Raw genomic sequence first — 20,979 nt, 5'->3', positions numbered from 1 at the left:
CGTCGTCGTCAGGGGGCGGGCTCGCGGGGTCAGGCCAGGTAGTCGACGTCCTTGGTCTCGGAGCCGAGCAGCAGCGCGACCGCGGTGACCGCCGCGGCCAGCACCAGGTACCCCCCGACCAGCCACAGCGAACCGTCCAGCAGGGTCCACAGGGCGATCAGCGCGTAGGGCGCGGGGGCCGCTCCGATCACGGAGGCCATGTTGTAGCTGACGGCGCTGCCGGTGTAGCGCACGTCGGCGGCGAACATCTCGGGCAGGAAGGCGGCCATCGGCCCGAAGGTGAGGCCCATCAGGGTGAAGCCGAGGATCAGCGTGACCATCACCCCGACGGTGCCCAGAGAGATCAACGGCTGCAGCAGCAGGCCGAAGACGGCGATCCCGGCGGTGACCACCAGCAGCATGGAGCGGCGGCCCACCCGGTCGGCAAGCGGTCCGGAGACCAGGGTGAAGATGCCGAAGAAGACGACGCCGATGATCAGCATGGCCAGGAAGGCTGGGCGCTCGTAGCCCAGACCCGGCACCGGATCGGTGGTCGGGGTGGTGCCGACGACCATGAGGAACGCGGTCATCATGTAGAAGAGCACGTAGGTGGCGACCATCGCGAGGGTGGCCAGGACCAGCGGCTTCCAGGCGGTGGTGAAGACGCGGGCCACGGGCACCTCGGCCACCCGCTGCTCGTCCAGGACGCGCTGGAAGGCGGGGGTCTCCATCAGCCGCAGGCGCACCCACAGGCCCACCACGACCAGCACGGCGGAGATCAGGAAGGGCACGCGCCAGCCCCAGGACATGAACTGCTCGTCGCTGAGGGTCACGCTGAGCACCACGAACAGCACGTTGGTGAGGATGAAGCCGATGGGGGCCCCGAGCTGCGGGAAGGTGCCGTACAGGGCGCGCTTGCCCGGAGGGGCGTTCTCGGTGGCCAGCAGCGCGGCGCCGGACCACTCGCCGCCCAGGCCCACGCCCTGGCAGAAGCGCAGCAGCACCAGGATCGCGGGGGCGAGCACGGAGAAGCCGGGCGTGGTGGCGGGCGGCAGGATGCCGATCAGGAAGGTCGCGATGCCCATCACCAGCAGGCTCGCCACCAGGGTGCGCTTGCGGCCGATGCGGTCGCCGAAGTGGCCGAACAGCACCGAGCCCAGCGGCCGGGCGACGAAGGCGACGCCGAAGACGGCGAAGGAGCTCAGCAGCTGGGTGGTGGGGCTCTGCTCGGGGAAGAACAGGGTGGGGAACACCAGGGACGCCGCGGTGGCGTAGGCGTAGAAGTCGAAGAACTCGATGGTCGTGCCGACCATCGAGGCGACGATGACGCGGCCGCGGGTGTTCGCGGGGGCCGCCGCGGGGGCGTGCCCGGCGGTGCCCACGGCGCCGGGGTCGCCGGCGGGACTCGGATCGGAAGAGGAGGGGGCGGGGCGGGGGGACTGCTCGTTCACGTCCCGGACCCTACGCCCGGTCTCGCGATCCGGGAACTGATGTCAGCATGCGGATCCCCGGGGGTGACGCAGGGCACCCGCAGGATGGGACACTGTGACCATGGAAGCCCTCATCCCGATCCTCGCCCTGGTGGGCGTCGCCGTCGTCGTCCTCCTGATCCTCCTGCTGGTGCTGGTGAGGTCCTATCGCATCGCCGCGCCGAACGAGGCCCTGATCATCACCGGCCGCAACGCGAAGTCCACCCCCGACGGGGACATCGACCTCGAATCCGGCGGCGCCCGGGTGGTGATCGGCGGCCGCGCCATCGTGCGCCCCATCTTCGACCGCGCCTTCGTGCTGTCGCTGAGCTCCCGCCAGATCCCCGTCGAGGTCGAGGGCTACTCGATGAACGGCATCTTCCTGCGGCTGCGCGGCGTCGCCCAGGTGAAGGTGGGCGGCAACATCGAGGACGTCCGCAAGGCCTCCCAGCGCTTCCTGGACCAGCAGCAGCAGATCGACCACTACACCCAGGAGATCCTCTCGGGCACCCTGCGCGCCGTGGTCGGCACCCTGACCGTCGAGCAGATCATCCGTGACCGCGCCTCCTTCGCCAACCAGGTGCAGGCCGAGGCGGAGCACTCGATGAACAACCAGGGCCTGGTCATCGACACCTTTCAGATCTCCGCGATCGAGGACGACGGCACCTACCTGCGGGACTGGGGCCGCCCCGAGGCGGCGCTGGTCGCCAAGCGCGCCGCGATCGCCGAGTCCGATGCGAACCGCGAGTCCACGCAGGCCAAGAACGTGAACCTGCAGCAGGAGGCCGAGTCGAAGCAGGCCTTCGACATCCGCCAGGCCGAGATCAAGGAGGAGACCGACGCCCGTCAGGCCGTGGCCGACGCCGCCGGACCCCTGGCCCGCGCCGCCCAGCAGCAGAAGATCATCGAGCAGGAGGAGCTCATCGCGGTCCGCAACAACGACCTGCGCGAGAAGCAGCTCGTCGCCGAGGTCCACAAGCCGGCCGAGGCCAAGCGCTACGCCGAGCAGCAGGACGCGGACTCCAAGAAGTACGCCCGGGTCGCGGACTCGGAGGCGCAGCTGACCGACGAGCGCAACCGCGCCGAGTCCCGCAAGGTCACCGCCGACGCCGAGGCCCACGCCATCGAGGCCCGCGGCCGCGCCGAGGCCGAGGTGGAGCTGCAGCGCCGCTCCAAGGACGCCGAGGCGGTGCGCCTGGAGGGTCAGGCGCAGGCCGACTCCCGCCGCGCCCAGGGCGAGGCCGAGGGCGCCTCGATCCTCGCCACCGGCGAGGCGGAGGCCGAGGCCACCCGGGCCCGTGCCGAGGCCTACAAGCAGTTCAACGACGCCGCGGTGCTGGCGCAGGTGCTCGAGGTGCTGCCCTCGGTCGCCAACGAGCTGGCCTCCCCCTACGCGAACATCGACCAGCTCTCGGTGTACTCCACCGACGGCGAGGCGAAGATCGGGCAGAACATCTCCGTGGGCCTCGCGCAGGTGCTGGAGATGGTCCGCTCCACCACCGGGGTCGACTTCCAGGAGACCCTGCAGCGGGCCGCCGCCGGGGGCCGCGCCGTGCGCGAGGAGGCCGAACGTTCCTCGGGTAGCCCCGTCGCGGAGCCCGCGTCGGAGACCTCGGCGAGCGCCGAGCCCGCCGCGGACTGACCCCTGCCCGGGCGGGGACCTCGGGCCTGTCCTGCAGGTCCGTCCCCGCCTAGGCTGGTCCCGATGTGTCCCCTGCCTGGAAGCGAGCGCGTTCCCCCATGAAGATCGGCATCCTGACCTCCGGCGGCGACTGCCCCGGCCTGAACGCCGTGATCCGCGCGGCCGTCCTCACCGGCGACAAGCTCTACGAGGACGAGTTCATCGGCTACCGCGACGGCTGGCGCGGCGTGATCGACGACGACTGGATGACCCTCCCCCGCCGCCGCATCCGCGGCCTGTCCCGGGTGGGCGGCACGATCCTGGGCACCTCCCGCTCCAACCCCTTCCACGACGGGGAGGACGGCGCCGCCATGGTGCGCCGCCAGATGGAGGAGCACGAGATCGACGCGATCATCGCGATCGGCGGCGACGGCACCCTGTACACCGCGAACCGCCTGTTCGAGGCCGGGATCCCCGTGGTGGGGGTGCCGAAGACCGTGGACAACGACCTCGGCGCCACCGACTACACCTTCGGCTTCGACACCGCCGTGCAGATCGCCACCGACTCGCTGGACCGGCTGCGCATCACCGGCGACTCCCACCACCGCTGCATGGTGGCCGAGGTGATGGGCCGCTCGGTGGGCTGGATCGCCCTGCACTCGGGCATGGCCGCGGGCGCGCACGTCATCTGCATTCCCGAGTTCCCGCTGACCATCGACGAGATCTGCGAGCAGGTGCGCTCGGCCTACGACCGCGGCCGCGCCCCGCTGGTCGTCGTCGCCGAGGGCTTCGTGCCCAAGGACGCCCCCGAGGGCTTCATGGACTACGAGCTCGACGAGTTCGGCCGGCCCCGCTTCGGGGGCGTCGCCGAGGCCCTGGCCCCCGTCATCGAGCAGCGCACCGGCGTGGAGTCCCGCGCCACCGTGCTCGGCCACATCCAGCGCGGCGGCGAGCCCAGCGCCTACGACCGGGTGCTGGCCACCCGCCTCGGCTCCGCCGCGGTGCGCCTGGTGCATCGTCGCGACTTCGGCCGGATGGTGGCGCTGGAGGGCACCGACATCGTGGACGTGCCCCTCACCGACGCGATCGGCAACCCGAAGAAGGTCAGCGAGGCCCGCTGGGAGGAGGCGCTCACGCTCTTCGGCTGAGCCCGCTCCCCCGCCCCGCCGAGGCGCCCCGTTCCCCGCTCGGGGAGCGGGGCGCCTCGTGGTCGGGCCGGGTCGTCCGGCGGATCAGCCGCGGTCCTCCCCGATCTCCCCGAGCAGCGCGCGGGCGTAGGAGGCCTGCACCGATTCGGCGTCCGAGGGGTGGTAGAGCCCGGCGCGGACGTCGCGGGAGAGCCGCTCCAACTCGCTGCGGCGGAAGAAGTGGGCGCCGCCGCTGGCCCGCAGCACCTGGTCGACCGCGGCGATGGCCGCCTCGGTGGAGCGGTGCTTGACCCCGGAGAACTGCAGGAACCAGCGCGCCCCGTGGTCGGTGAGGCCGGGGCCGGTCTCGCCCGTCCCGAGGGCGTCGAGGTCGGCGAGCACCGCCTCGATCTGCAGCACGGAGCCGTCGATCCCGATCGCGGCCTCGGCGAGGCGGCGGCGGATGTCGGGGTCGTCGGCGTGGACCAGGCCGCGCGTGACGCTGCGGCGGGTACGGGCGATCTCGCAGCCCACGGTGACCGCTCGCTCGGCGATGCCGATGTAGACCGAGGCGAGCAGCAGCTCGAAGACGCCGAAGATCCCCATCGGGAAGGGATCGCGGTTCGGGCCGATGGGGGTCCGGGTGATCACCCGCTCGGCGGGCAGGTGGGCGCCGTGCAGGCGGGTGGTGCGGGACTGGGTGCCGCGCATGCCGTGGGTGTCCCAGTCGTTCTTCACCTCCACCTGCTCGCTGCGCTCGAGGGTGCCGAAGACCAGCTCCGGCTCCTCCTCACCACGATCGACTCGTCCGTGCACGACGAGCCGGTCCCAGACCGGGGCGAGGGAGGTGAAGATCTTGGTGCCGCTCAGGCGGTGGCCGCCCGCGCCATCGTCCTCGGCGACGGTCGAGGAGTCGAAGAGCATCGCCTCGTTGCCGGCCTCGGAGATGCCGAAGGCGAACAGGGTGCCCTGTGCGGCCTCGGCGAGGATCGTCCGGGCGGCCTGCACGCCGAGGCGGTGGGCGTGCAGGGCGGCGCCGGTGACGACCAGGTGCATGTTCATCGCCAGCGCGGTGGCAGGTGCGGCCTGGGCGAGGCGCCGCTGCACCCGCCCGGCCTCGAGCAGGCTCGCCCCGCGACCGCCGAGGTCGGCGGGCGCCAGCAGGCCGAGGTAGCCGGCGGCGCGGAGGTCCGCGAGGTCCTGCTCGGGAAAGGTGTTGTCCCGGTCGTGGCCGGGTGCGCGGTCGCGGAACGTGGCCAGCAGGTCCTCGGGAAACAGCTCGTGCTCGATGCTCATGCCCCTACGCTATGCCGAGCTCGTAGACTCCCGCGATGATGCAGAACCCGCCGCCTGTTCCCAGCGGGCACGGGTCCCCCGCATCGACCCCGGGGGCGACCTCGCGGGAGGCGCGGGCAAGTCGACCCTGGCCCGGGACCTGGCGGAGCAGGTCGGCGGCGCCGTGCGGATGCGGGGCGACGACTTCGTTGATCCGGTCCGCTCCCACCACCGCTCCCCCGACTGGGCCGGCGTGGAGCGGGTGCGGCTGCGCTACACGGTGCTGCGCCCCTTCCGGGAACGCCGTCCAGCGAGCTTCCGGCGCTTCGACCGGGGGGGGGTCCGCGCGCTCGGGGAGCCCGAACCGGTGCCGACGGGTCGCCTGCTGGTGGTGGACCTGATCGGCCTGTTCCACCCGGAGGTGCTGGCGGAGCTGGACCTGCGGGTGTGGTGCGAGCTCGACCCGGCCACCGCCGCGGAGCGCGGGATGGTCCGCGACCATGCGCTGGGCCGCGACCGCGACCGGCTGTGGCGCGAGGTGTGGGTGCCCAACGTACGGGACTTCGCCGAGCGCTTCGCCCCGCGGGAGGCCGCGACCCACGTCGTCGCGACCGGCTGATCCCTTGCGACCGAGCGGACTCAGCCGAGGCCGAGGGTCGCCACCAGGGGCCGGTGGTCGGAGGCCTGGGAGTCTTCCACCCGCAGGTCCAGGGCGCGGACCTCGCCGTGCAACCAGATCGCGTCCAGCCGCCGCAGCGGGAACCGGGCCGGCCAGGTGGCACGGGCCGCCGAGGTCGGCAGGGCAGCCCGCAGCAGGGAGCCCAGCACCCCCAGCCGCGACCCGGCGGAGGCGCGCCCTGCCACCTCGGCGCCCGCCTCCCGCCAGCCGCTCGCGGCGAGCGCGGCGAACTCGGAGGCCGCCGGGTCGTTGTTCATGTCGCCCATCAGCACCGCCGGACCCTCCAGCTCGCCGAGCAGCCGCAGGATGCCCTGCACCTGCGCGGCACGGTGCCCGCGGTGACCGGTGTCCAGGTGCGTGACCAGCACGGTCAGCGCCGGGCCGCCCGGGATCGGCAGGCGTGCCCTCATCACCCCGCGCGGCTCGTGCATCGCCGGCAGGGACGGGTGGCCCTCCAGCAGGTGCATCGCCGGCTCCTCGATCGCGCCGCGGTGCAGCAGGGCGTTGCCGTAGCGGTGCCGCGGCCCGCCCTCGGCGTCGGCACGGTCGATGGCGGCGCCGAAAGCCACCTGCATCCCGAGCATCTCCCCCAGCCGCGCCGCCTGGTCGACCCCGCCGGAGCGCGCCCCGAAGTGGACGTCGACCTCCTGCAGGCCGATCACGTCGGCGTCCAGGGCGGCCAGGGTCTCCGCCGTCCGCCCCAGGTCGAGGCGGTCGCGGGCATCGGCCCCGTGGTGGGTGTTGTAGCTGGCGGCGCGCAGTCGGACCATCACGGTCTACCCGGTCTCAGAGCAGGCAGCCCGGTCCGAGCAGCGCCTTCAGCGAGGAGTACAGCGCCGCCGAGGGCGTCACCGAGAGCCGCTTGTCCAGCTGCATCAGCGTGGAGCGGCCCGGCTCCTGCAGCTTCAGCCGCACCTCGCTGGAGCCGGGGTTGTCCTGCAGCACCCCGCGGATGCTCTCGGCGACCTTCGCGGTGGCCCGCATCGCCGGCAGAGAGATCGTCACCGGCCCGTCCGGACCCGCGCCCACCTCGGGCACGCTCATCTCCATCACCCGCAGCTCAGGCATGCCCTTGGAGGTGTCAACCCGCCCCTTCATGGAGACGATCAGGTCCTCCGCCAGCTCGCTGGAGACGGTCTGGTAGGTGGAGGGGAACATCAGGCAGTCGATCGAGCCCTCGAGGTCCTCGACCGTGGCGATCGCCCACATGTCGCCCTTCTTGGTGGTCTTGCGCTGCAGGCTGGTGATCAGCCCGGCGATGGTGACCATCGAGTTGTCCTCCACGGCCCCCTCGTCGGCGAGCGCGCTGATCGCCGTCGAGGAGTTCTGCGCGATCACGTGCTCCAGGCCGTACAGCGGGTGGTCGGAGACGTACAGGCCGAGCATGTTGCGCTCGAAGGCCAGCTTCTCCTTGCGGTCCCACTCGGGCAGGTCGGGGATGGTGATGGTCGCGGCCGAGCCGGAGGCCATGCCGTCGCCCCCGCCGCCGAGCATGTCGGCGAAAAGGTCGTACTGGCCCTGGGCCTCCTTGCGCTTCACGTCGACCACGGAGTCCACCGCGTCCTCGTGCACCAGCACCAGCGAGCGCCGGTTCGCCCCCATCGAGTCGAAGGCGCCGCCCTTGATCAGCGACTCGATCGTGCGCTTGTTGCACACCGACAGCGGCACCTTGTCCAGGAAGTCCGTGAAGGAGGTGAAGGCGCCCTTCTCCTCGCGGGCCTTGATGATCTCCTCGACGACGTTCGCGCCGACGTTGCGGATCGCGGAGAGGCCGAAGCGGATGTCGTCGCCGACCGCGGAGAAGTACAGGTCGGACTCGTTGACGTCGGGCGGCAGCACGGTGATGCCGCGGTGACGGCAGTCCCCCAGGTACAGGCCGAGCCGGTCGCGGTTCTCCTGGGTGGAGGTGAGCAGCGCGGCCATGTACTCGGTCGGGTAGTTCGCCTTCAGGTAGCCGGTCCAGTAGGAGACCACGCCGTAGGCCGCCGAGTGTGACTTGTTGAAGGCGTAGTCGGCGAAGGGCAGCAGGGTCTCCCACAGCGCCTGCACGGCGGCGTCGGAGTAGCCGTTGTCCTTCATGCCGGCCTCGAAGGAGACGTACTGCTTGTCCAGCTCCGCCTTCTTCTTCTTGCCCATTGCGCGGCGCAGGATGTCCGCCTCGCCGAGGCTGTAGCCCGCCACCTTCTGGGCGGTCTGCATGACCTGCTCCTGGTAGACCAGCACGCCGTAGGTCTCCCCCAGGATCTCGGCGAGCGGCTCCTCCAGCTCCGGGTGGATCGGGGTGATCTCCTGCAGGCCGTTCTTGCGCAGCGCGTAGTTGGTGTGGGATCCCATGCCCATCGGGCCCGGGCGGTACAGCGCCGAGACGGCGGTGATGTCGCCGAACTTGTCGGGCTTCATCTGCCGCAGCAGGGTGCGCATACCCGAGCCGTCCAGCTGGAACACGCCCAGGGTGTCACCGCGCTGCAGCAGCTCGTAGGTGGCGGGGTCCTCGAAGCCCATCACCTCGAGGTCCGGCGCCTCCTTGCCGTTGCGCGTCATGTTCTCCAGCGCGTCGGAGATGACGGTCAGGTTCCGCAGGCCCAGGAAGTCCATCTTCAGCAGGCCGAGCGTCTCGCAGGTGGGGTACTCGAACTGGGTGATGATCTGCCCGTCGGAGGGGCGGCGCATCATCGGGATGATGTCGGTCAGCGGCTCGGAGGACATGATCACCGCGCAGGCGTGCACGCCCCAGCCACGGGTCAGGCCCTCGACGCCCTTGGCGATCTCCACGACCTTCTGCACGTCCGGGTCCTCGTCGTGGACCTTGCGGAACTCGCCGGCCTCGGCGTACCGCTTGTCCTCCGGGTCGAAGATGCCCTTGATGGAGATGTCCTTGCCCATCACGGTGGGCGGCAGCGCCTTGGAGAGCCGGTCGCCCATCGCGTACGGGTAGTCCAGCACCCGCGCCGCGTCCTTGAGGGAGTTCTTCGTCTTCATGACGCCGTAGGTGATCACCTGCGCCACCCGGTCGTCGCCGTACTTCTGCTCCACGTAGTCGATGACCTCGCCGCGGCGGCGATCATCGAAGTCGACGTCGAAGTCGGGCATGGAGACGCGGTCGGGGTTCAGGAACCGCTCGAACAGCAGGCCGTGCTCGAGGGGGTCGAGGTCGGTGATGCGCATCGCGTAGGCCACCATCGAGCCGGCGCCCGAGCCTCGGCCCGGGCCCACGCGGATGCCCTGCTCCTTGGCCCACTTGATGTAGTCGGAGACCACCAGGAAGTAGCCGGGGAAGCCCATCTGCAGGATGATCTTCACCTCGAAGTCGGCGCGGTCCTGGACCTTGTCGGGGATGCCCGCCGGGTAGCGGTACTCCAGACCCCGCTGCACCTCCTTGACGAACCAGGACTCCTCGTCCTCCCCCGAGGGGGTGGGGAAGCGCGGCATGTAGTTGGCGCCCTCGGCGGTGGTGCGGAAGTCGACCTCGCACATCTCGGCGATGCGCAGGGTGTTGTCGCAGGCCTCGGGGAACTCGCGGAACAGCTCCCGCATCTGCGCGGCGGACTTCAGGAAGTAGCCGGAGCCGCCGAACTTGAAGCGGTCCGGGTCCGAGAGCTTCGAGCCGGAGTTGATGCACAGCAGCACGTCCTGGATGGTCGCGTCCTGCTCAGTGACGTAGTGCAGGTCGTTGGTGGCGACCAGCGGCGCGCCGATGGCCTTGGAGACCTCCAGCAGATCCTTGGTGACGCGCTGCTCGATGGACAGGCCGTGGTCCATCAGCTCGATGAAGTAGTTCTCCTTGCCGAACATGTCCTGGTACTCGCCGGCGGCCTTCACGGCCTCCTCGTACTGGCCCAGCCGCAGCCGGGTCTGCACCTCGCCGGAGGGGCAGCCGGAGGTGGCGATCAGGCCGTCCGCGTAGCGGTTGAGGATCTCGCGGTCCATGCGCGGCCACTTGCCCATCTGCCCGTCCAGCGAGGCGGCGGAGCCCAGCCGGAACAGGTTGTGCATGCCCGCGGTGCTGCGCGAGAGCAGGGTGAGATGGGTGTAGGCGCCGCGCGCGGAGACGTCGTCCCCGGCGAGCTGCTGCTCCCGGGTGCCCCACTGCTGGCGGGTGCGGTCGTGACGGCTGGTGCCGGGTGTCACGTAGGCCTCGATGCCGATGATCGGCTTCACCCCGCGGGCGGTCGCGGCGGCGTAGAACTCGTAGGCGCCGAACAGGTAGCCGTGGTCCGTGATGGCCACCGCTTTCTGGCCCTGACGTGCGGTTTCATCGACGAGTTTGTCGATCTTCGCGGCCCCGTCCAGCAGGGAGTAGTCGGTGTGGACGTGGAGGTGGACGAAGTCGTCGGTGCCCGCGTTTGCCATGCGTTCCAGCGTAGCCACCGCCGCGCCCCGACGCGCCGCGCGACCCCGTCGCGGAGGTCATACGGCGGGTCGGAATACGCGTCCTCGATGCCCTGCCGCGCGGGGCCGTCCATGAGATGGAGCGTGTGCGACAGCGGTCGCGCATGGGCGGGGCACCGTCGCTCACGCTCCATCTGGTGGACAGGCCCCCGCCCCTGTCCATCCGATGCACTCAGGTGACAGGTGGCCTGCGATATGCACGCGACGTGCGATCTGGTGACATCCGGTGGACAGGACCCGCCACGACCCCGAGGCTCAGAGGCCCGCGGCGTCGTCCTCGCCGACGACTTCTTCGTTGTACGGGGCCTCGGTCTCAGACTCCTTGCCCGAGCCTGGCGGGTGCTTCTGGGACTCCGCGTGCCAGGTCGCAACATCGAAGACCCGCAGAAGGGGTATCGACTCGATGCCGGCCTCGCTCCGGATCCGGGTCAGCCGCTCCACGAGCTCCGGGGAACTCATCAGCTCGTGCATCACGACCCAGTGATGCTCGGACGATCCGAGGCCCATCGCCTCCCCTATGTGGCGGTCGTAGATCGGGACGAGGTGGGGACGCTTACGCGCAAGTAGCTTGCTGGTGATGACCTCGCCCACTCCGAGATAGACGTCTATGTCATGCCCTCGAATGAGGCGCCACAACTTGTGGCCCGGGCTGTCGACGCCCCCGAGACGACTCTCGAACGCCGCCTTGGAGAGGTAGCCCAGCTGATCAGTCGGGTCCAGTTCGCTCAGGAGGCCGGAGATCTCCCGATGGCGGACCTCCAGGAATTGCAGGGCGGCGTCTCCAGGGACATGGACACCGAGCAGCCCGACGGCAAGGAGGTCGGCCGGTGTGAGCTCGTTCGGAGGGTTCTGATCCGCCGCGAAGGTGTCGAACCGTGCACCCGAGAAGACCGGCCTGCTGGGGGACATGTCGTCAGCGGAATCACCGGGAAGGGGAGGAACCTTGCGGCCGTAGTAGGCGCGGAGTCTCTCCACGGCCTCGTCATCTCGATCTCCCGCGAGGATCTCGGGTAAGTGGGCAGTCGTCATGGGGCCTCCTTCTGGCGATGGCACAGCGAGGGGAGCGCTGGGCTCCGAGCCCGCGCGAGGGGCGCGCTCGGGCTCATCTTCTGTCACACCTCCGGCCTACGGTGCGGGAATGACAGAACGTGAGGCCATGACGACCGCTATGGGGCACTCGGGCGGTATCCGCAGCCGCGCGAGGGCTGCCGTCGATGCACTTCTCGACTGCTGTCCGGGGGTGCCTCACGCCGACCTGAGTGACCGCCCGGGGGCTCTGTCGGAGCTGGCGAGGAACATCGCGGAGGCGATCGTCGAGTGCGAGCACCGTGGCTCTAGGTCGGTTCCTCCAGCGTCGGAAATTTCTCGGCATCCCGACTTCCCCGTGATCCTCGCGCGCCGCGTCCTCGGCGGTCTGCATCTCCACGCGGCCCTCGAGACCTCGGCCGACGCAGGAGTGCTTGCCGGACTCGTCGCCCGCCGTCTCCTTCTGGACGGCGACGTCCGCGATGCCCGGGACCTCGCAGTGCTGGCCCTCGACCTGGCCAGTCGGTCGGAGGTCCCGTACGGCGAGCTGATCCTCGGAGTCCTCGCTGCGGCCCTCTCCGGCTGCGGGAACGGAGAACAGGCCGAGGAGATCCGTGACGTCCTGCGGGGTCAGGGCCACGATGTCGAGTCGTGGCGCGACATCGAAGCCTGGGCGGCGGCCGTCCATCCGCGCGATGACGTCGAGGCGGATCCGTGGGGAGCTGGACCCGCGGTCAGCATAGAGCGACAGGTGGGACTCCTCCCGGCGTCCTGTTCCACGACAACGCCTGTGGCCTGGGCAGAACCGGCCTGGATCGACGCCATGGAGCGCTTCGGCCTGCATCGTCATCGTCGCCTGCACGGCCTGACGCTCAATGCGGTGACGCTGCTCCTGCGCGAGCTCGAGGATGACGAGATCGACAAGGAGTGGATCGTCGGGTGACGCGACGTCCGAGGCGGCATGCCCTGGGATCACGTCGTCCCGCCTCCGCGGAGCGGCCTCGCGCGGGTGGCTGTCCATGAGATGGAGCGTGCGCGACAGCGGTCGCGCACGGGCGGGGCACCGTCGCTCACGCTCCATCTGGTGGACACGCCGCAACGCCCCTGTCCATCCGATGCACTCAGGTGACAGGTGGCCTGCGATATGCACGCCGCCTGCGATCTGAGGGGTCCGGTGGACAGGACGCGCCACGACCCCGGAGATCACAGGCCTGCGGCGTCGTCCTCGGCCTCCTGCTCGCGGCGCATGTCGCGCAGCAGGATCCGCAGGTAGTCGTGGACGTCCTCGAAGGCGAGGCCGCGCTCGTCGCGGCGCGGCGGGATGCCGCCCTCGAAGGCTCCGCCGTGCCAGGCCAGGGAGTCGTCCGGCAGGCGCGGGTCGGCCTGCTGCCACAGGTCCAAGGGCACGCCGTGGGCGACAAGGTCGCGGGAGAGCTCCTCCGCGCGGGCCGCGTCCCCGGTGCGCTGGAACAGGGTGACCAGCAGGGACTGCGCGGCCCAGGCCGCGGCGTCGTCGCGGCCCGGCAGGGCGGTCTCCCGCACCAGCGCCACGTAGCTCGCCGCCAGCTCCAGCTCGCCGTCCGCGGTGAGGTCGGCCGCGACCACCAGCGCCAGGCGCGGCACCACCTCGGGCACCTCCCACAGCAGGGCCGCGCCGACCAGGGCCATGCCCACGCCGGTCGGGAAGTCGGGATCGGAGGCCAGCGGGGTAGTGGGGGCGCGGCCCTCCCGCTGCTCCTCGACGGCCTCGTGGTAGCGGGCGGCGGCCTCGCGGACGGCCTCCCGGATCCGCTCCGGCTCGCGCAGCTGCACCTCGGCGGCCTGCGGGTCCAGGCCGATCAGGCGGGCGATGCGCTCGACCGGCAGGTCCTCCCCCGCCAGCAGGCGGCGGCGGAGCTCGGATCCGGTGCGGGGCGCGTTCTCGCTCATGCCTCGACGCTATCGCGTCCGCGGCGCCCGTCCGTGCGACCCTGAGCGGGCACGACGACAAGAGGGATGGGATGAAGATCGATCTGGTGCTGGGATCGGGGGCCGCCCGCGGGGTGGCGCACATCGGGGTGCTGCGGGAGCTGGAGGCGCGCGGGCACCAGCCGGTGCGGATCCGCGCCACGTCGATGGGGGCGATGGTCGGCGGCGCCTGGGCCACCGGCACCCTGGACGCGCTCGAGGCGGAGGCCCGTGCGCTGCGCTGGTGGACGCTTCCCCGGCACCTCTCCCCTCGCTCTCGACCAGAGGCCTGGTGGGCGCGCGCGGCCTGCACCGCCTGCTGGACGGGCTCTGGGGCTCGACCCGCATCGAGGAGCTGCCGCTGCCCTTCGCCGCGATCACCTCCGACCTGGCCACCGGCACCACGGTGGAGCTGACCCGCGGCAGCCTCACCGAGGCGGTGCGTGCCTCCACCGCGATCCCCGGCGCCTTCGTGCCGCAGCTCCATCGCGGACCGGGCGGGCGCCTGCGTCACGCGCTGGCCGACGGCACCCTCACCGCCCCGCTGCCCGTCCCGGCCGAGCGCCATCCCGAGGCGGAGGCGCTCGTGGTGGTCAGCGTGATGGGGTCCGGACAGGAGCCCTGGGCTCGGCCGCCGCGGCTGCTGCGCCACCTGCCCGGTATCACCGTCGCCACCTTCGACATCATGCTGCGCACCATCGAGACGCAGGTGCTCGCGGACGCCCCGGAGCATGTGCTGGTCTCGGTGCCGCCCGCGGCCGGCAGCACGCTCGAGTTCCACCGGCTGGAGCGGGTGATCGAGGCGGGCCGCGCGGAGACCGCACGGACGCTGGACACCGCCGGGCTCTAGCCCCCGACGCCGGTCCGTCCCGGGCTGGTGCGCAGGGCCTCGAGGGCGGCGGCGAGGTCGTCCGGGTAGGTGGAGGTGAAGCTGACCGGCTCCCCGCTGACGGGGTGCACGAAGCTCAGCTCCATCGCATGCAGCCACTGCCGATCCAGCCCGACCCGGGCCGCAACCGTCGGGTCCGAGCCGTACAGCGGGTCCCCCACCAACGGATGGTGCAGGGCGGACAGGTGCACCCGGATCTGGTGGGTGCGGCCGGTCTCGAGCTTCACCCGCAGCAGCGTCGCGCCGTGCAGGTCCTGAAGGGTCTCGTAGTGGGTGACCGACGGCTTGCCGTCGCTGCGCACCGCGAACTTGTAGTCGTGCTGCGGGGACCGGCCGATGGCGGCCGCGATGGTGCCGACGGACTGCTCGGGGGTGCCCTGGCAGATGGCGTGGTAGATCTTGCCGACCTCGCGGGCACGGAAGGCGTCCTTGAGCCGGGTGTAGGCGCGCTCGGTGCGGGCGACCACCATCAGGCCGCTGGTGCCGACGTCGAGCCGGGAGACGATGCCCTGCCGCTCCGGATCCCCGCTGGTGGAGATCGAGACCCCGGCGGCGGCGAGGTGGCCGAGCACGGTGGGGCCGGACCAGCCGGCGCTGGGGTGGGCAGCGACGCCGACCGGCTTGTCGATGACGACCAGGTCCTCGTCCTGGTGCACGAGGGCCATGCCCTCGGCGATCCGGGGGCGCACCGCGACGGCGGGCTTCTCCTCGGGGATCTCGACGCTCAGCAGGGTGCCGCCCTCGAGGCGCTGGGAGCGCGAGGGGGCGCGGCCCTCGACCTCGACCAGTCCCGCGTCGATGAGCTCGGCGGCGCGGGTGCGGGACAGGCCCAGCAGACGGGACAGGCCGGTGTCGATGCGCTCCCCGGCGAGGCCGTCGGGGACCATCAGCATCCGCGATCCGCTCACCGGCCCTCCTCCGTGCCCTGGGGCTCCGCATCGCCCCCGGCGGCGGCGGCCGCGGCGTCCTCCTCGGCCTCGCGGGCCGGGTCCGGGGACACGCCGATCACGCCGAGCAGCACCACCAGGATGGCACCGCCGACCACGCCCATGTCGGCGATGTTGAACACGGGCCAGTTGGGCAGCTCGAGGAAGTCGACGACCTCCCCGCGGAAGGGGCCGGGCGGGCGCAGCAGCCGGTCATGGATGTTGCCGAGCGCCCCGCCGAGGATCATCGCCAGGGCGAGCGCGTACCAGGACGAGCGGACGGCCCGCACCGCGAACACGACCACGCCGATCGCGATGCCGATCTGCAGCACGGTCACCACGGGGGTGATGCCGGAGCCCATTCCCCAGGCGGCCCCCGAGTTGTACAGCAGGGTGAACTGCAGGAACTCACCGAGGAAAGGCTGCGGGTCCAGCAGTGGCAGGTTCGCCTCGGCCCAGTTCTTGGTGAGCTGGTCGATCAGGGCGATGGCGCCGCCCAGGAACAGGACGATGACCAGCACGGGGCCGAGGCCCAGGCCCGCACGGCGACGAGCGCCGACCCCGGTGGGATCGGCGCTCGTGGCGGAGGAGGCGGTGCGGCTCACAGGCCGTAGGTCGCCTGCTTGTCCTGCGTCTCGTCGGTGTCGAGCTCGCGGAGCTGGTTCTCGAGGTAGTTCCGCAGGCGGTTGCGGTAGTCGCGCTCGAAGGTGCGCAGACCCTCGATGGACTTCTCGAGATCGGCCTTGGTCTCCTCGAGGGCGGCCAGGGTGCTGCGGGACTTCTCCTCGGCCTCGCCGACGATCCGGCGGTGCTCGTCGTTGGCCTCGGTGATGAGGCGGTCGCGCTCGTCCTCGCCGTTCTTGACGTACTCGTCATGCAGACGATTGGCCAAGGCGATGATGCCGGCGGCGGACTGGTCCGGGGCCTGCGCGGCCGACTGCTCGCCGGTCTGGGCGGCGGGCTCGGGCTCCGCGACGACGACGCCCTCGGTCTCCTCGGCCTCGACGACCGGGGACTCCTCGGCGGGGGTCCCCTCGACCTCGTCCTCCACCGGCGACTCGGCGGCGGCCGCCATGGCCGGGGCCGACTCGAGCTCGGCGATGCGGCTCTGGGCCTGCTCGAGCTCGGTGGTCAGACGGGTGTTCTCGTCGATGAGCTCCTGGAGCCGCGGCAGGATGTCGTTGTCGAGGTAGTTGTCCACCTCGTCCATGTCGTAGCCCTCGGAGAACCGAACCGGGGTGAACCGCTTGTTCAGCAGGTCATCAGGCATCAGAGCCATGGGTCACCTTCTCGTCAGTGTGGAAGTCGGGGCGCAGGGTTCGGCCCGTGCACCGTCGCCGGACAGCCTATCCGATGGAGGGTGGGCGCTCGCCACCTCCGGCCCAGGGTGATCAATGCCCCAGGTCGCGTGGGCCTCGCCGAGGCACCGAGCCGTCCCGGCGGCGGGGTCGGGAGGCCTCAGGAGGCCAGGCCTGCCAGCAGGGAGAGCAGGAACCAGCCCCCCAGCAGCAGGATCATCAGGCTGAGATCGATGGCCACGGCGCCGATCCGCAGCGGCGGGATCAGTCGCCGCAGGCCGTTCACCGGCGGATCGGTCAGCGTGTAGACCAGCTCGAAGAGCACCAGCACGATGCCGCTGGGCCGGTAGTCGCGGGCGTAGGCCTGCACCCACTCCAGCACCAGGCGGGCGATGAGCGTGATCAGGTACAGCAGCAGCGCGATGTACAGCACCGCCGCGACAATCTGCACGGCGCTCAGCTCTGGTTGTAGAAGCTGCCCTCGTCGGCCGTGGTGTCACCGTCGACCTGGACGAACTCCGGGGAGAGCAGGAAGACCTTGGAGGTCACGCGCTCGATGGTGCCGCGCAGACCGAAGACCAGACCGGCCGAGAAGTCGACCATGCGCTTGGCGTCCCCGTCCTGCATGTCGGAGAGGTTCACGATGACGGGCACGCCGTCGCGGAAGGACTCGCCGATCGCCTTGGCGTCGTTGTACGAGCGCGGGTGGATGGTCGTGATGCGGTGCATGGACTCCTCCGGGGAGGGCGCCACGGACACCACCTGGTGGGACCGCTGTCGGATCGGGGTCACCTGGGCCTCCCGCTCGGTCGGCGCCTCGTCGGCGCGCTCGGTGCGACGGGTGGCGGCGTGATCCTCGTGCCGGTCCCGCTCGTCCTCGTAGTACTCGTCATCGACCTCGTTGGCGAGGCCGAGTGCGACCATGGCGTTGCGCCAGGTTCCCATCGCAGTTCTCCCGGTTCGTTGCTGCTCTCACGCGGATGGGCCCCAGGGAAGCACGGGGAGTGCGCGGGGACCCTCGGGTGCGAAAGTACCCCAGGCCGCGGAGATCGCCGGGGACGCGCCCGGCGTGTCGGCCGGTGTGTCGCGTGATCCGCGGCGCCACCCTCCGCGTCGCCGCGACCAGGGCTTCCGTCGGACGCTCAGGCCCGGGCGATGATCCCGGCGAATCGCCCGGTGCGGCCCTGACGACGGTAGGAGAAGTAGGTGTCGTCCTCGAGGGTGCAGGGATGGTCGGCGTCGATCGCCACTGCGGGGACGCCGAGCCGGGTCAGGGCCTGGACGGCGCCGGCGCGCAGGTCCAGGGCGGGAGTGCCCCAGCGGGTGGTGGCCGCGGCGGCGGGCAGCAGTGTCGCGCCGGCCTCCCGCATCTCGGCAGGCACCTCGTAGCAGGCGCCGCAGACGGAGGGGCCGATGCTCACGGTCAGGCGCTCGGGACGAGCCCCGAGGTCCCGCATGGCGGCGACGGTCGCCTCGAGCACGCCGCCGAGCAGCCCGGGCCGCCCGGCGTGGGCCGCGCCGATCATGCCGGCCTCGGCGTCGACCAGAAGCACCGGAAGGCAGTCGGCCACCATGATCGCGATGGCCACGTCGCGGCGGTCGGTGACGATGGCGTCGGCGGTGACGACGGGGGCGGGGCCCTCGGCCGGGAGCACGTGCACCTCGGCGGAGTGCACCTGGTCCACGAAGACCAGGGAGGCGGGATCCAGGTCGAGCTCGGCGGCGAGCAGGGCCCGGTTGGCCTCGACGGCGGCGGGGTCGTCGCCGACGTGGCGGGCGAGGTTCAGGGAGGAGAACTCCCCCGCACTCACGCCGCCGGCACGGCCCGTGAACAGGGCACGGGCCCCGCGATGCCGCGGGGCCCGTGCGCTGAGGGGGGTGCTCGTCACTTCAGGAAGGACGGCAGATCGAGGTCGTCGTCGTCCGCCGGGGGCTCCTCGATGCGCGGCGGGCGGGCCGGCTGCGGGGCGGGCGCCGGGGAGGTCTGCACCGCGTCCTCCTGGTCGGCGGGGTCCTCCTCCGGCTCCGGGGCGGGGGCCGGACGGGAGGTGGGGGCGAAGGTCTGCTGCGGGGCGCCCCAGGCACCGCCGGCGGCGGCCCCGGCACCCGCGGCGGCACCGGCCCCGCTGCTGCGCTGCTCCCAGGGGGAGGGCGAGGACTGCGGCGCGGACTCTGCCCGCGGGGCGGGACGCGGCGCGGACTGCGGCTGCTCCTTGCGGGGCTGTGGGCCGCCGGCCTCGAAGCCCGCGGCGATGACGGTCACGCGGACCTCGTCGCCCAGGGCGTCGTCGATGACCGAGCCGAAGATGATGTTGGCGTCGGGGTGGGCGGCCTCCTGCACCAGGCGGGCGGCCTCGGAGACCTCGTACAGGCCGAGGTCGCTGCCGCCCTGGATGGAGAGCAGCACGCCATAGGCGCCGTCGATGGAGGCCTCCAGCAACGGGCTGGAGACGGCCAGCTCGGCGGCCTGCAGGGCGCGGTCGTCGCCGCGGGCGGAGCCGATGCCCATCAGGGCGCTGCCGGCGCCCTGCATCACGGACTTCACGTCGGCGAAGTCGAGGTTGATCAGGCCCGGAGTGGTGATCAGGTCGGTGATGCCCTGGACGCCGGAGAGCAGCACCTGGTCGGCGCTCTTGAAGGCGTCGAGCATGGAGACCTGCTTGTCCGCGATGGAGAGCAGACGGTCGTTGGGGATCACGATGAGGGTGTCCACCTCGGCCTGCAGCGCGGCGATGCCGGACTCGGCCTGGGTGGAGCGGCGGCGGCCCTCGAAGGTGAAGGGGCGGGTGACCACACCGATGGTGAGGGCGCCGAGGCTGCGGGCGATCTTGGCGACGACGGGGGCCGCGCCGGTGCCGGTTCCGCCGCCCTCGCCGGCGGTCACGAAGACCATGTCGGCCCCGCGCAGGACCTCCTCGATCTCCTCGGCGTGGTCCTCGGCGGCCTTCTTGCCGACCTCGGGGTCGGCGCCGGCGCCGAGACCGCGGGTGATCTCCTTGCCGACGTCGAGCTTGACGTCGGCGTCGGACATCAGCAGGGCCTGGGCGTCGGTGTTCACAGCGATGAACTCGACCCCCTTGAGGCCGGACTCGATCATCCGGTTGACGGCGTTGACGCCTCCGCCGCCGACACCGACGACCTTGATGACTGCGAGGGAGATCTGGGTTCCGGCCACGTGTGGTCCTTGCTCTTGTCTGGCGCCTGCCGAGGTGGCGACGCGGGTCCTGGTCGACGTCCGGGGAAACCCTGAACCTGAAGTTGAGGTTCGGACTTCGTGCCGTCCGTGCACGCTCTCGACGCTAGGGACACCGCGGAGGTCGCGCAACGACCACCCGCGCGTGTCGCGTCGCGGACCGGAGGTGGATCACTCCCGGTCAGCCCGGTTCGCCCGATCCCGCGGGCGGGGACCGCGCGGGAGCGCCTCAGCGGGTGACCGGGGCGATCGGGGAGGAGACGTCGATGGTGCCGCCGCCCTGGCCGAGGAGCGCCTGCACCACCTCCGCCTTGAGGTCCGCGTCGGCCGTGTCGCCCCAGACGACGGTCTTCGTGTCCCCGTCCTCGAGGCTCAGGGTGAAGCTGACGTCGCTGCGGGTGGAGGCGGTCATGTCGACCACGGCGCCGCGCAGCGGGGAGGGGACGGAGGCGAGCACCTCGCTCATCGCCTCGGTGGCGCCGTCCGGGTCCTCCGCATCGGGGGCGACGGTCAGCGGCACCAGCTCGGCGCCCTCGGCGGCGGCCGCGGGCAGCTCCACGCCCTGGGCGTCGAGTACGGCGGTGGAGCCGTCCTGCCGGGTGAGCTGGGCGACGGCCTCGCGCTCGGTGACGGTGACGGTGGCGCCGTCGGGCCAGTCCCGGTGCACCTCGGCGGTGAGGACCCCGGGCACCCCGGTGATCTCCTCCTCGATCGCGGAGGTGGGCAGCAGCAGGACGCTGTCGTCCAGGTGCTGCTCGGTCACCTCGCGCACCGCGGTCTCCTCGACGTAGCCGAGGCCCTCGATGCTCACCTGCTGCAGCCGCAGGGCGGGCAGGAAGACCGCCGTGCCGAGGGCGATCACGGCCAGCAGCGCGAGCGCGGCCAGCGAGGCGAGGATCGCCCGGCGGCGGCGGCGCCAGGGCTTGCCGGCGACCATCCCGCGGAAGCGGTCGGTGGCCTCGACCACGCGCTCGCGGCCGCGGGGGCGGGGCTCCTCCGGGGCGGCGGGTTCGGGGCGCGGCGCCGGGCGGGCGGGGGCGGGGTCCTGGCGGGGCCGACGATCGCCGGTGTTCGCCGCCGGGCGGGGGGCGGGGCCGGAGCCCGCGCGGGTCCGGGCGGACGGGGTCCGTCCGCGGCGGGTCTCCTCGGCGGCCGCGCCGC

At 71.8% G+C, this 20,979-nt stretch carries 19 protein-coding genes and 1 pseudogene; 6 read left to right on the top strand and 14 right to left on the bottom strand.

Annotated features, from left to right (window positions below; translation table 11 throughout):
• Positions 1-29: 29 nt before the first annotated feature.
• Complete coding sequence (locus OM98_RS07920; protein WP_029362766.1) at positions 30-1,361, bottom strand: MFS transporter; 1,332 nt, start codon at positions 1,359-1,361, stop codon at positions 30-32.
• 169 nt (positions 1,362-1,530) lie between these two features.
• On the opposite strand from OM98_RS07920, the gene OM98_RS07915 reads away from it, so the two are divergent.
• Both OM98_RS07915 and OM98_RS07910 read left to right on the top strand, forming a co-directional pair.
• On the top strand, positions 1,531-3,090 hold the full coding sequence (locus OM98_RS07915) for a flotillin family protein (protein ID WP_033195119.1): 1,560 nt from the start codon (positions 1,531-1,533) through the stop codon (positions 3,088-3,090).
• Between the two features lie 98 nt (positions 3,091-3,188).
• Complete coding sequence (locus tag OM98_RS07910; protein ID WP_010534071.1) at positions 3,189-4,217, top strand: ATP-dependent 6-phosphofructokinase; 1,029 nt, start codon at positions 3,189-3,191, stop codon at positions 4,215-4,217.
• A gap of 84 nt (positions 4,218-4,301) precedes the next feature.
• Here OM98_RS07910 and OM98_RS07905 read toward each other — a convergent pair whose 3' ends face one another.
• Positions 4,302-5,492 (bottom strand): acyl-CoA dehydrogenase family protein, encoded by a 1,191-nt coding sequence (locus OM98_RS07905; RefSeq protein ID WP_010534070.1) that lies wholly within the window; start codon positions 5,490-5,492, stop codon positions 4,302-4,304.
• Between OM98_RS07905 and OM98_RS07900 the strand changes: the two genes are divergently transcribed.
• A complete protein-coding gene (locus OM98_RS07900) occupies positions 5,491-6,090 on the top strand; it encodes a uridine kinase family protein (RefSeq protein WP_010534069.1) in 600 nt (199 codons plus the stop codon). The two genes, OM98_RS07905 and OM98_RS07900, sit on opposite strands and share 2 nt — an antisense overlap.
• Before the next feature lie 20 nt (positions 6,091-6,110).
• Here the strand turns inward: OM98_RS07900 and OM98_RS07895 are convergent, their stop codons facing one another.
• From OM98_RS07895 to OM98_RS07885, 3 genes are all read right to left on the bottom strand, one after another.
• Positions 6,111-6,920, bottom strand: a complete 810-nt coding sequence (locus OM98_RS07895; protein WP_010534068.1) for an endonuclease/exonuclease/phosphatase family protein — start codon at positions 6,918-6,920, stop codon at positions 6,111-6,113.
• Between the two features lie 16 nt (positions 6,921-6,936).
• A complete protein-coding gene (gene dnaE / locus OM98_RS07890) occupies positions 6,937-10,500 on the bottom strand; it encodes a DNA polymerase III subunit alpha (RefSeq protein ID WP_010534067.1) in 3,564 nt (1,187 codons plus the stop codon).
• A gap of 294 nt (positions 10,501-10,794) precedes the next feature.
• On the bottom strand, positions 10,795-11,568 hold the full coding sequence (locus tag OM98_RS07885) for a DUF6308 family protein (protein WP_010534066.1): 774 nt from the start codon (positions 11,566-11,568) through the stop codon (positions 10,795-10,797).
• Between the two features lie 109 nt (positions 11,569-11,677).
• On the opposite strand from OM98_RS07885, the gene OM98_RS07880 reads away from it, so the two are divergent.
• A complete protein-coding gene (locus OM98_RS07880; protein ID WP_139017652.1) occupies positions 11,678-12,508 on the top strand; it encodes an ACT domain-containing protein in 831 nt (276 codons plus the stop codon).
• A gap of 260 nt (positions 12,509-12,768) precedes the next feature.
• On the opposite strand, the gene OM98_RS07875 is transcribed toward OM98_RS07880, so the two are convergent.
• A complete protein-coding gene (locus OM98_RS07875; protein WP_010534064.1) occupies positions 12,769-13,494 on the bottom strand; it encodes a hypothetical protein in 726 nt (241 codons plus the stop codon).
• 71 nt (positions 13,495-13,565) lie between these two features.
• Here OM98_RS07875 and OM98_RS16490 point away from each other — a divergent pair.
• Both OM98_RS16490 and OM98_RS16210 read left to right on the top strand, forming a co-directional pair.
• Positions 13,566-13,757, top strand: a pseudogene (locus tag OM98_RS16490) (patatin-like phospholipase family protein); the annotation flags it as partial.
• A complete protein-coding gene (locus tag OM98_RS16210; RefSeq protein WP_245528753.1) occupies positions 13,757-14,362 on the top strand; it encodes a patatin-like phospholipase family protein in 606 nt (201 codons plus the stop codon). The pseudogene OM98_RS16490 and the gene OM98_RS16210, both read left to right, overlap by 1 nt.
• Here the strand turns inward: OM98_RS16210 and OM98_RS07865 are convergent.
• The 8 genes from OM98_RS07865 to OM98_RS07830 form a co-directional block, all read right to left on the bottom strand.
• Entirely contained in the window at positions 14,359-15,309 is a 951-nt protein-coding gene (locus tag OM98_RS07865) for an RluA family pseudouridine synthase (RefSeq protein WP_029362765.1), read from the bottom strand. The two genes, OM98_RS16210 and OM98_RS07865, sit on opposite strands and share 4 nt — an antisense overlap.
• Complete coding sequence (lspA, locus tag OM98_RS07860; protein WP_010534061.1) at positions 15,306-15,932, bottom strand: signal peptidase II; 627 nt, start codon at positions 15,930-15,932, stop codon at positions 15,306-15,308. The genes OM98_RS07865 and lspA overlap by 4 nt, the downstream gene beginning before the upstream one ends.
• The gene (locus OM98_RS07855; protein ID WP_010534060.1) at positions 15,929-16,606 is read right to left on the bottom strand and encodes a DivIVA domain-containing protein; all 678 of its coding nucleotides are present in this window, start codon (positions 16,604-16,606) and stop codon (positions 15,929-15,931) included. The genes lspA and OM98_RS07855 overlap by 4 nt, the downstream gene beginning before the upstream one ends.
• Positions 16,607-16,785: 179 nt before the next feature.
• Positions 16,786-17,076, bottom strand: a complete 291-nt coding sequence (locus OM98_RS07850; RefSeq protein WP_010534059.1) for a YggT family protein — start codon at positions 17,074-17,076, stop codon at positions 16,786-16,788.
• A gap of 5 nt (positions 17,077-17,081) precedes the next feature.
• The gene (locus tag OM98_RS07845) at positions 17,082-17,570 is read right to left on the bottom strand and encodes a cell division protein SepF (protein ID WP_010534058.1); all 489 of its coding nucleotides are present in this window, start codon (positions 17,568-17,570) and stop codon (positions 17,082-17,084) included.
• Positions 17,571-17,767: 197 nt separating this feature from the next.
• Positions 17,768-18,514 carry a peptidoglycan editing factor PgeF gene (gene pgeF, locus OM98_RS07840; RefSeq protein ID WP_010534057.1) on the bottom strand — a complete coding sequence of 249 codons (747 nt, stop codon included), beginning with the start codon at positions 18,512-18,514 and terminating at the stop codon, positions 17,768-17,770.
• Positions 18,511-19,800: a cell division protein FtsZ gene (gene ftsZ, locus OM98_RS07835; RefSeq protein ID WP_010534056.1), complete on the bottom strand. Its 1,290-nt coding sequence runs from the start codon at positions 19,798-19,800 to the stop codon at positions 18,511-18,513. The genes pgeF and ftsZ overlap by 4 nt, the downstream gene beginning before the upstream one ends.
• A 247-nt stretch (positions 19,801-20,047) precedes the next feature.
• Positions 20,048-20,979, bottom strand: a 932-nt coding sequence (locus tag OM98_RS07830) for a cell division protein FtsQ/DivIB (RefSeq protein WP_010534055.1), incomplete at its 5' end; no start/stop codon positions are given.

Origin of the sequence: Brachybacterium squillarum M-6-3, from assembly GCF_000225825.1 — a bacterium.
Lineage (GTDB): Bacteria > Actinomycetota > Actinomycetes > Actinomycetales > Dermabacteraceae > Brachybacterium > Brachybacterium squillarum.
Note: the sequence above shows the minus strand (reverse complement) of the source record. Positions and strands in the feature narration are given on the sequence as shown.

Bases quoted from the DNA above. Each gene is read 5' to 3' on its own strand.
- OM98_RS07915 (WP_033195119.1), top strand. From the start codon at position 1,531: ATGGAAGCCCTCATCCCGATCCTCGCCCTGGTGGGCGTCGCCGTCGTC.
- OM98_RS07910 (WP_010534071.1), top strand. From the start codon at position 3,189: ATGAAGATCGGCATCCTGACCTCCGGCGGCGACTGCCCCGGCCTGAAC.
- OM98_RS07900 (WP_010534069.1), top strand. From the start codon at position 5,491: ATGCCCCTACGCTATGCCGAGCTCGTAGACTCCCGCGATGATGCAGAA.
- OM98_RS07905 (WP_010534070.1), bottom strand. From the start codon at position 5,492: ATGAGCATCGAGCACGAGCTGTTTCCCGAGGACCTGCTGGCCACGTTC.
- OM98_RS07895 (WP_010534068.1), bottom strand. From the start codon at position 6,920: ATGGTCCGACTGCGCGCCGCCAGCTACAACACCCACCACGGGGCCGAT.
- dnaE (WP_010534067.1), bottom strand. From the start codon at position 10,500: ATGGCAAACGCGGGCACCGACGACTTCGTCCACCTCCACGTCCACACC.
- OM98_RS07885 (WP_010534066.1), bottom strand. From the start codon at position 11,568: ATGACGACTGCCCACTTACCCGAGATCCTCGCGGGAGATCGAGATGAC.
- OM98_RS07880 (WP_139017652.1), top strand. From the start codon at position 11,678: ATGACAGAACGTGAGGCCATGACGACCGCTATGGGGCACTCGGGCGGT.
- OM98_RS07875 (WP_010534064.1), bottom strand. From the start codon at position 13,494: ATGAGCGAGAACGCGCCCCGCACCGGATCCGAGCTCCGCCGCCGCCTG.
- OM98_RS07855 (WP_010534060.1), bottom strand. From the start codon at position 16,606: ATGGCTCTGATGCCTGATGACCTGCTGAACAAGCGGTTCACCCCGGTT.
- OM98_RS07845 (WP_010534058.1), bottom strand. From the start codon at position 17,570: ATGGGAACCTGGCGCAACGCCATGGTCGCACTCGGCCTCGCCAACGAG.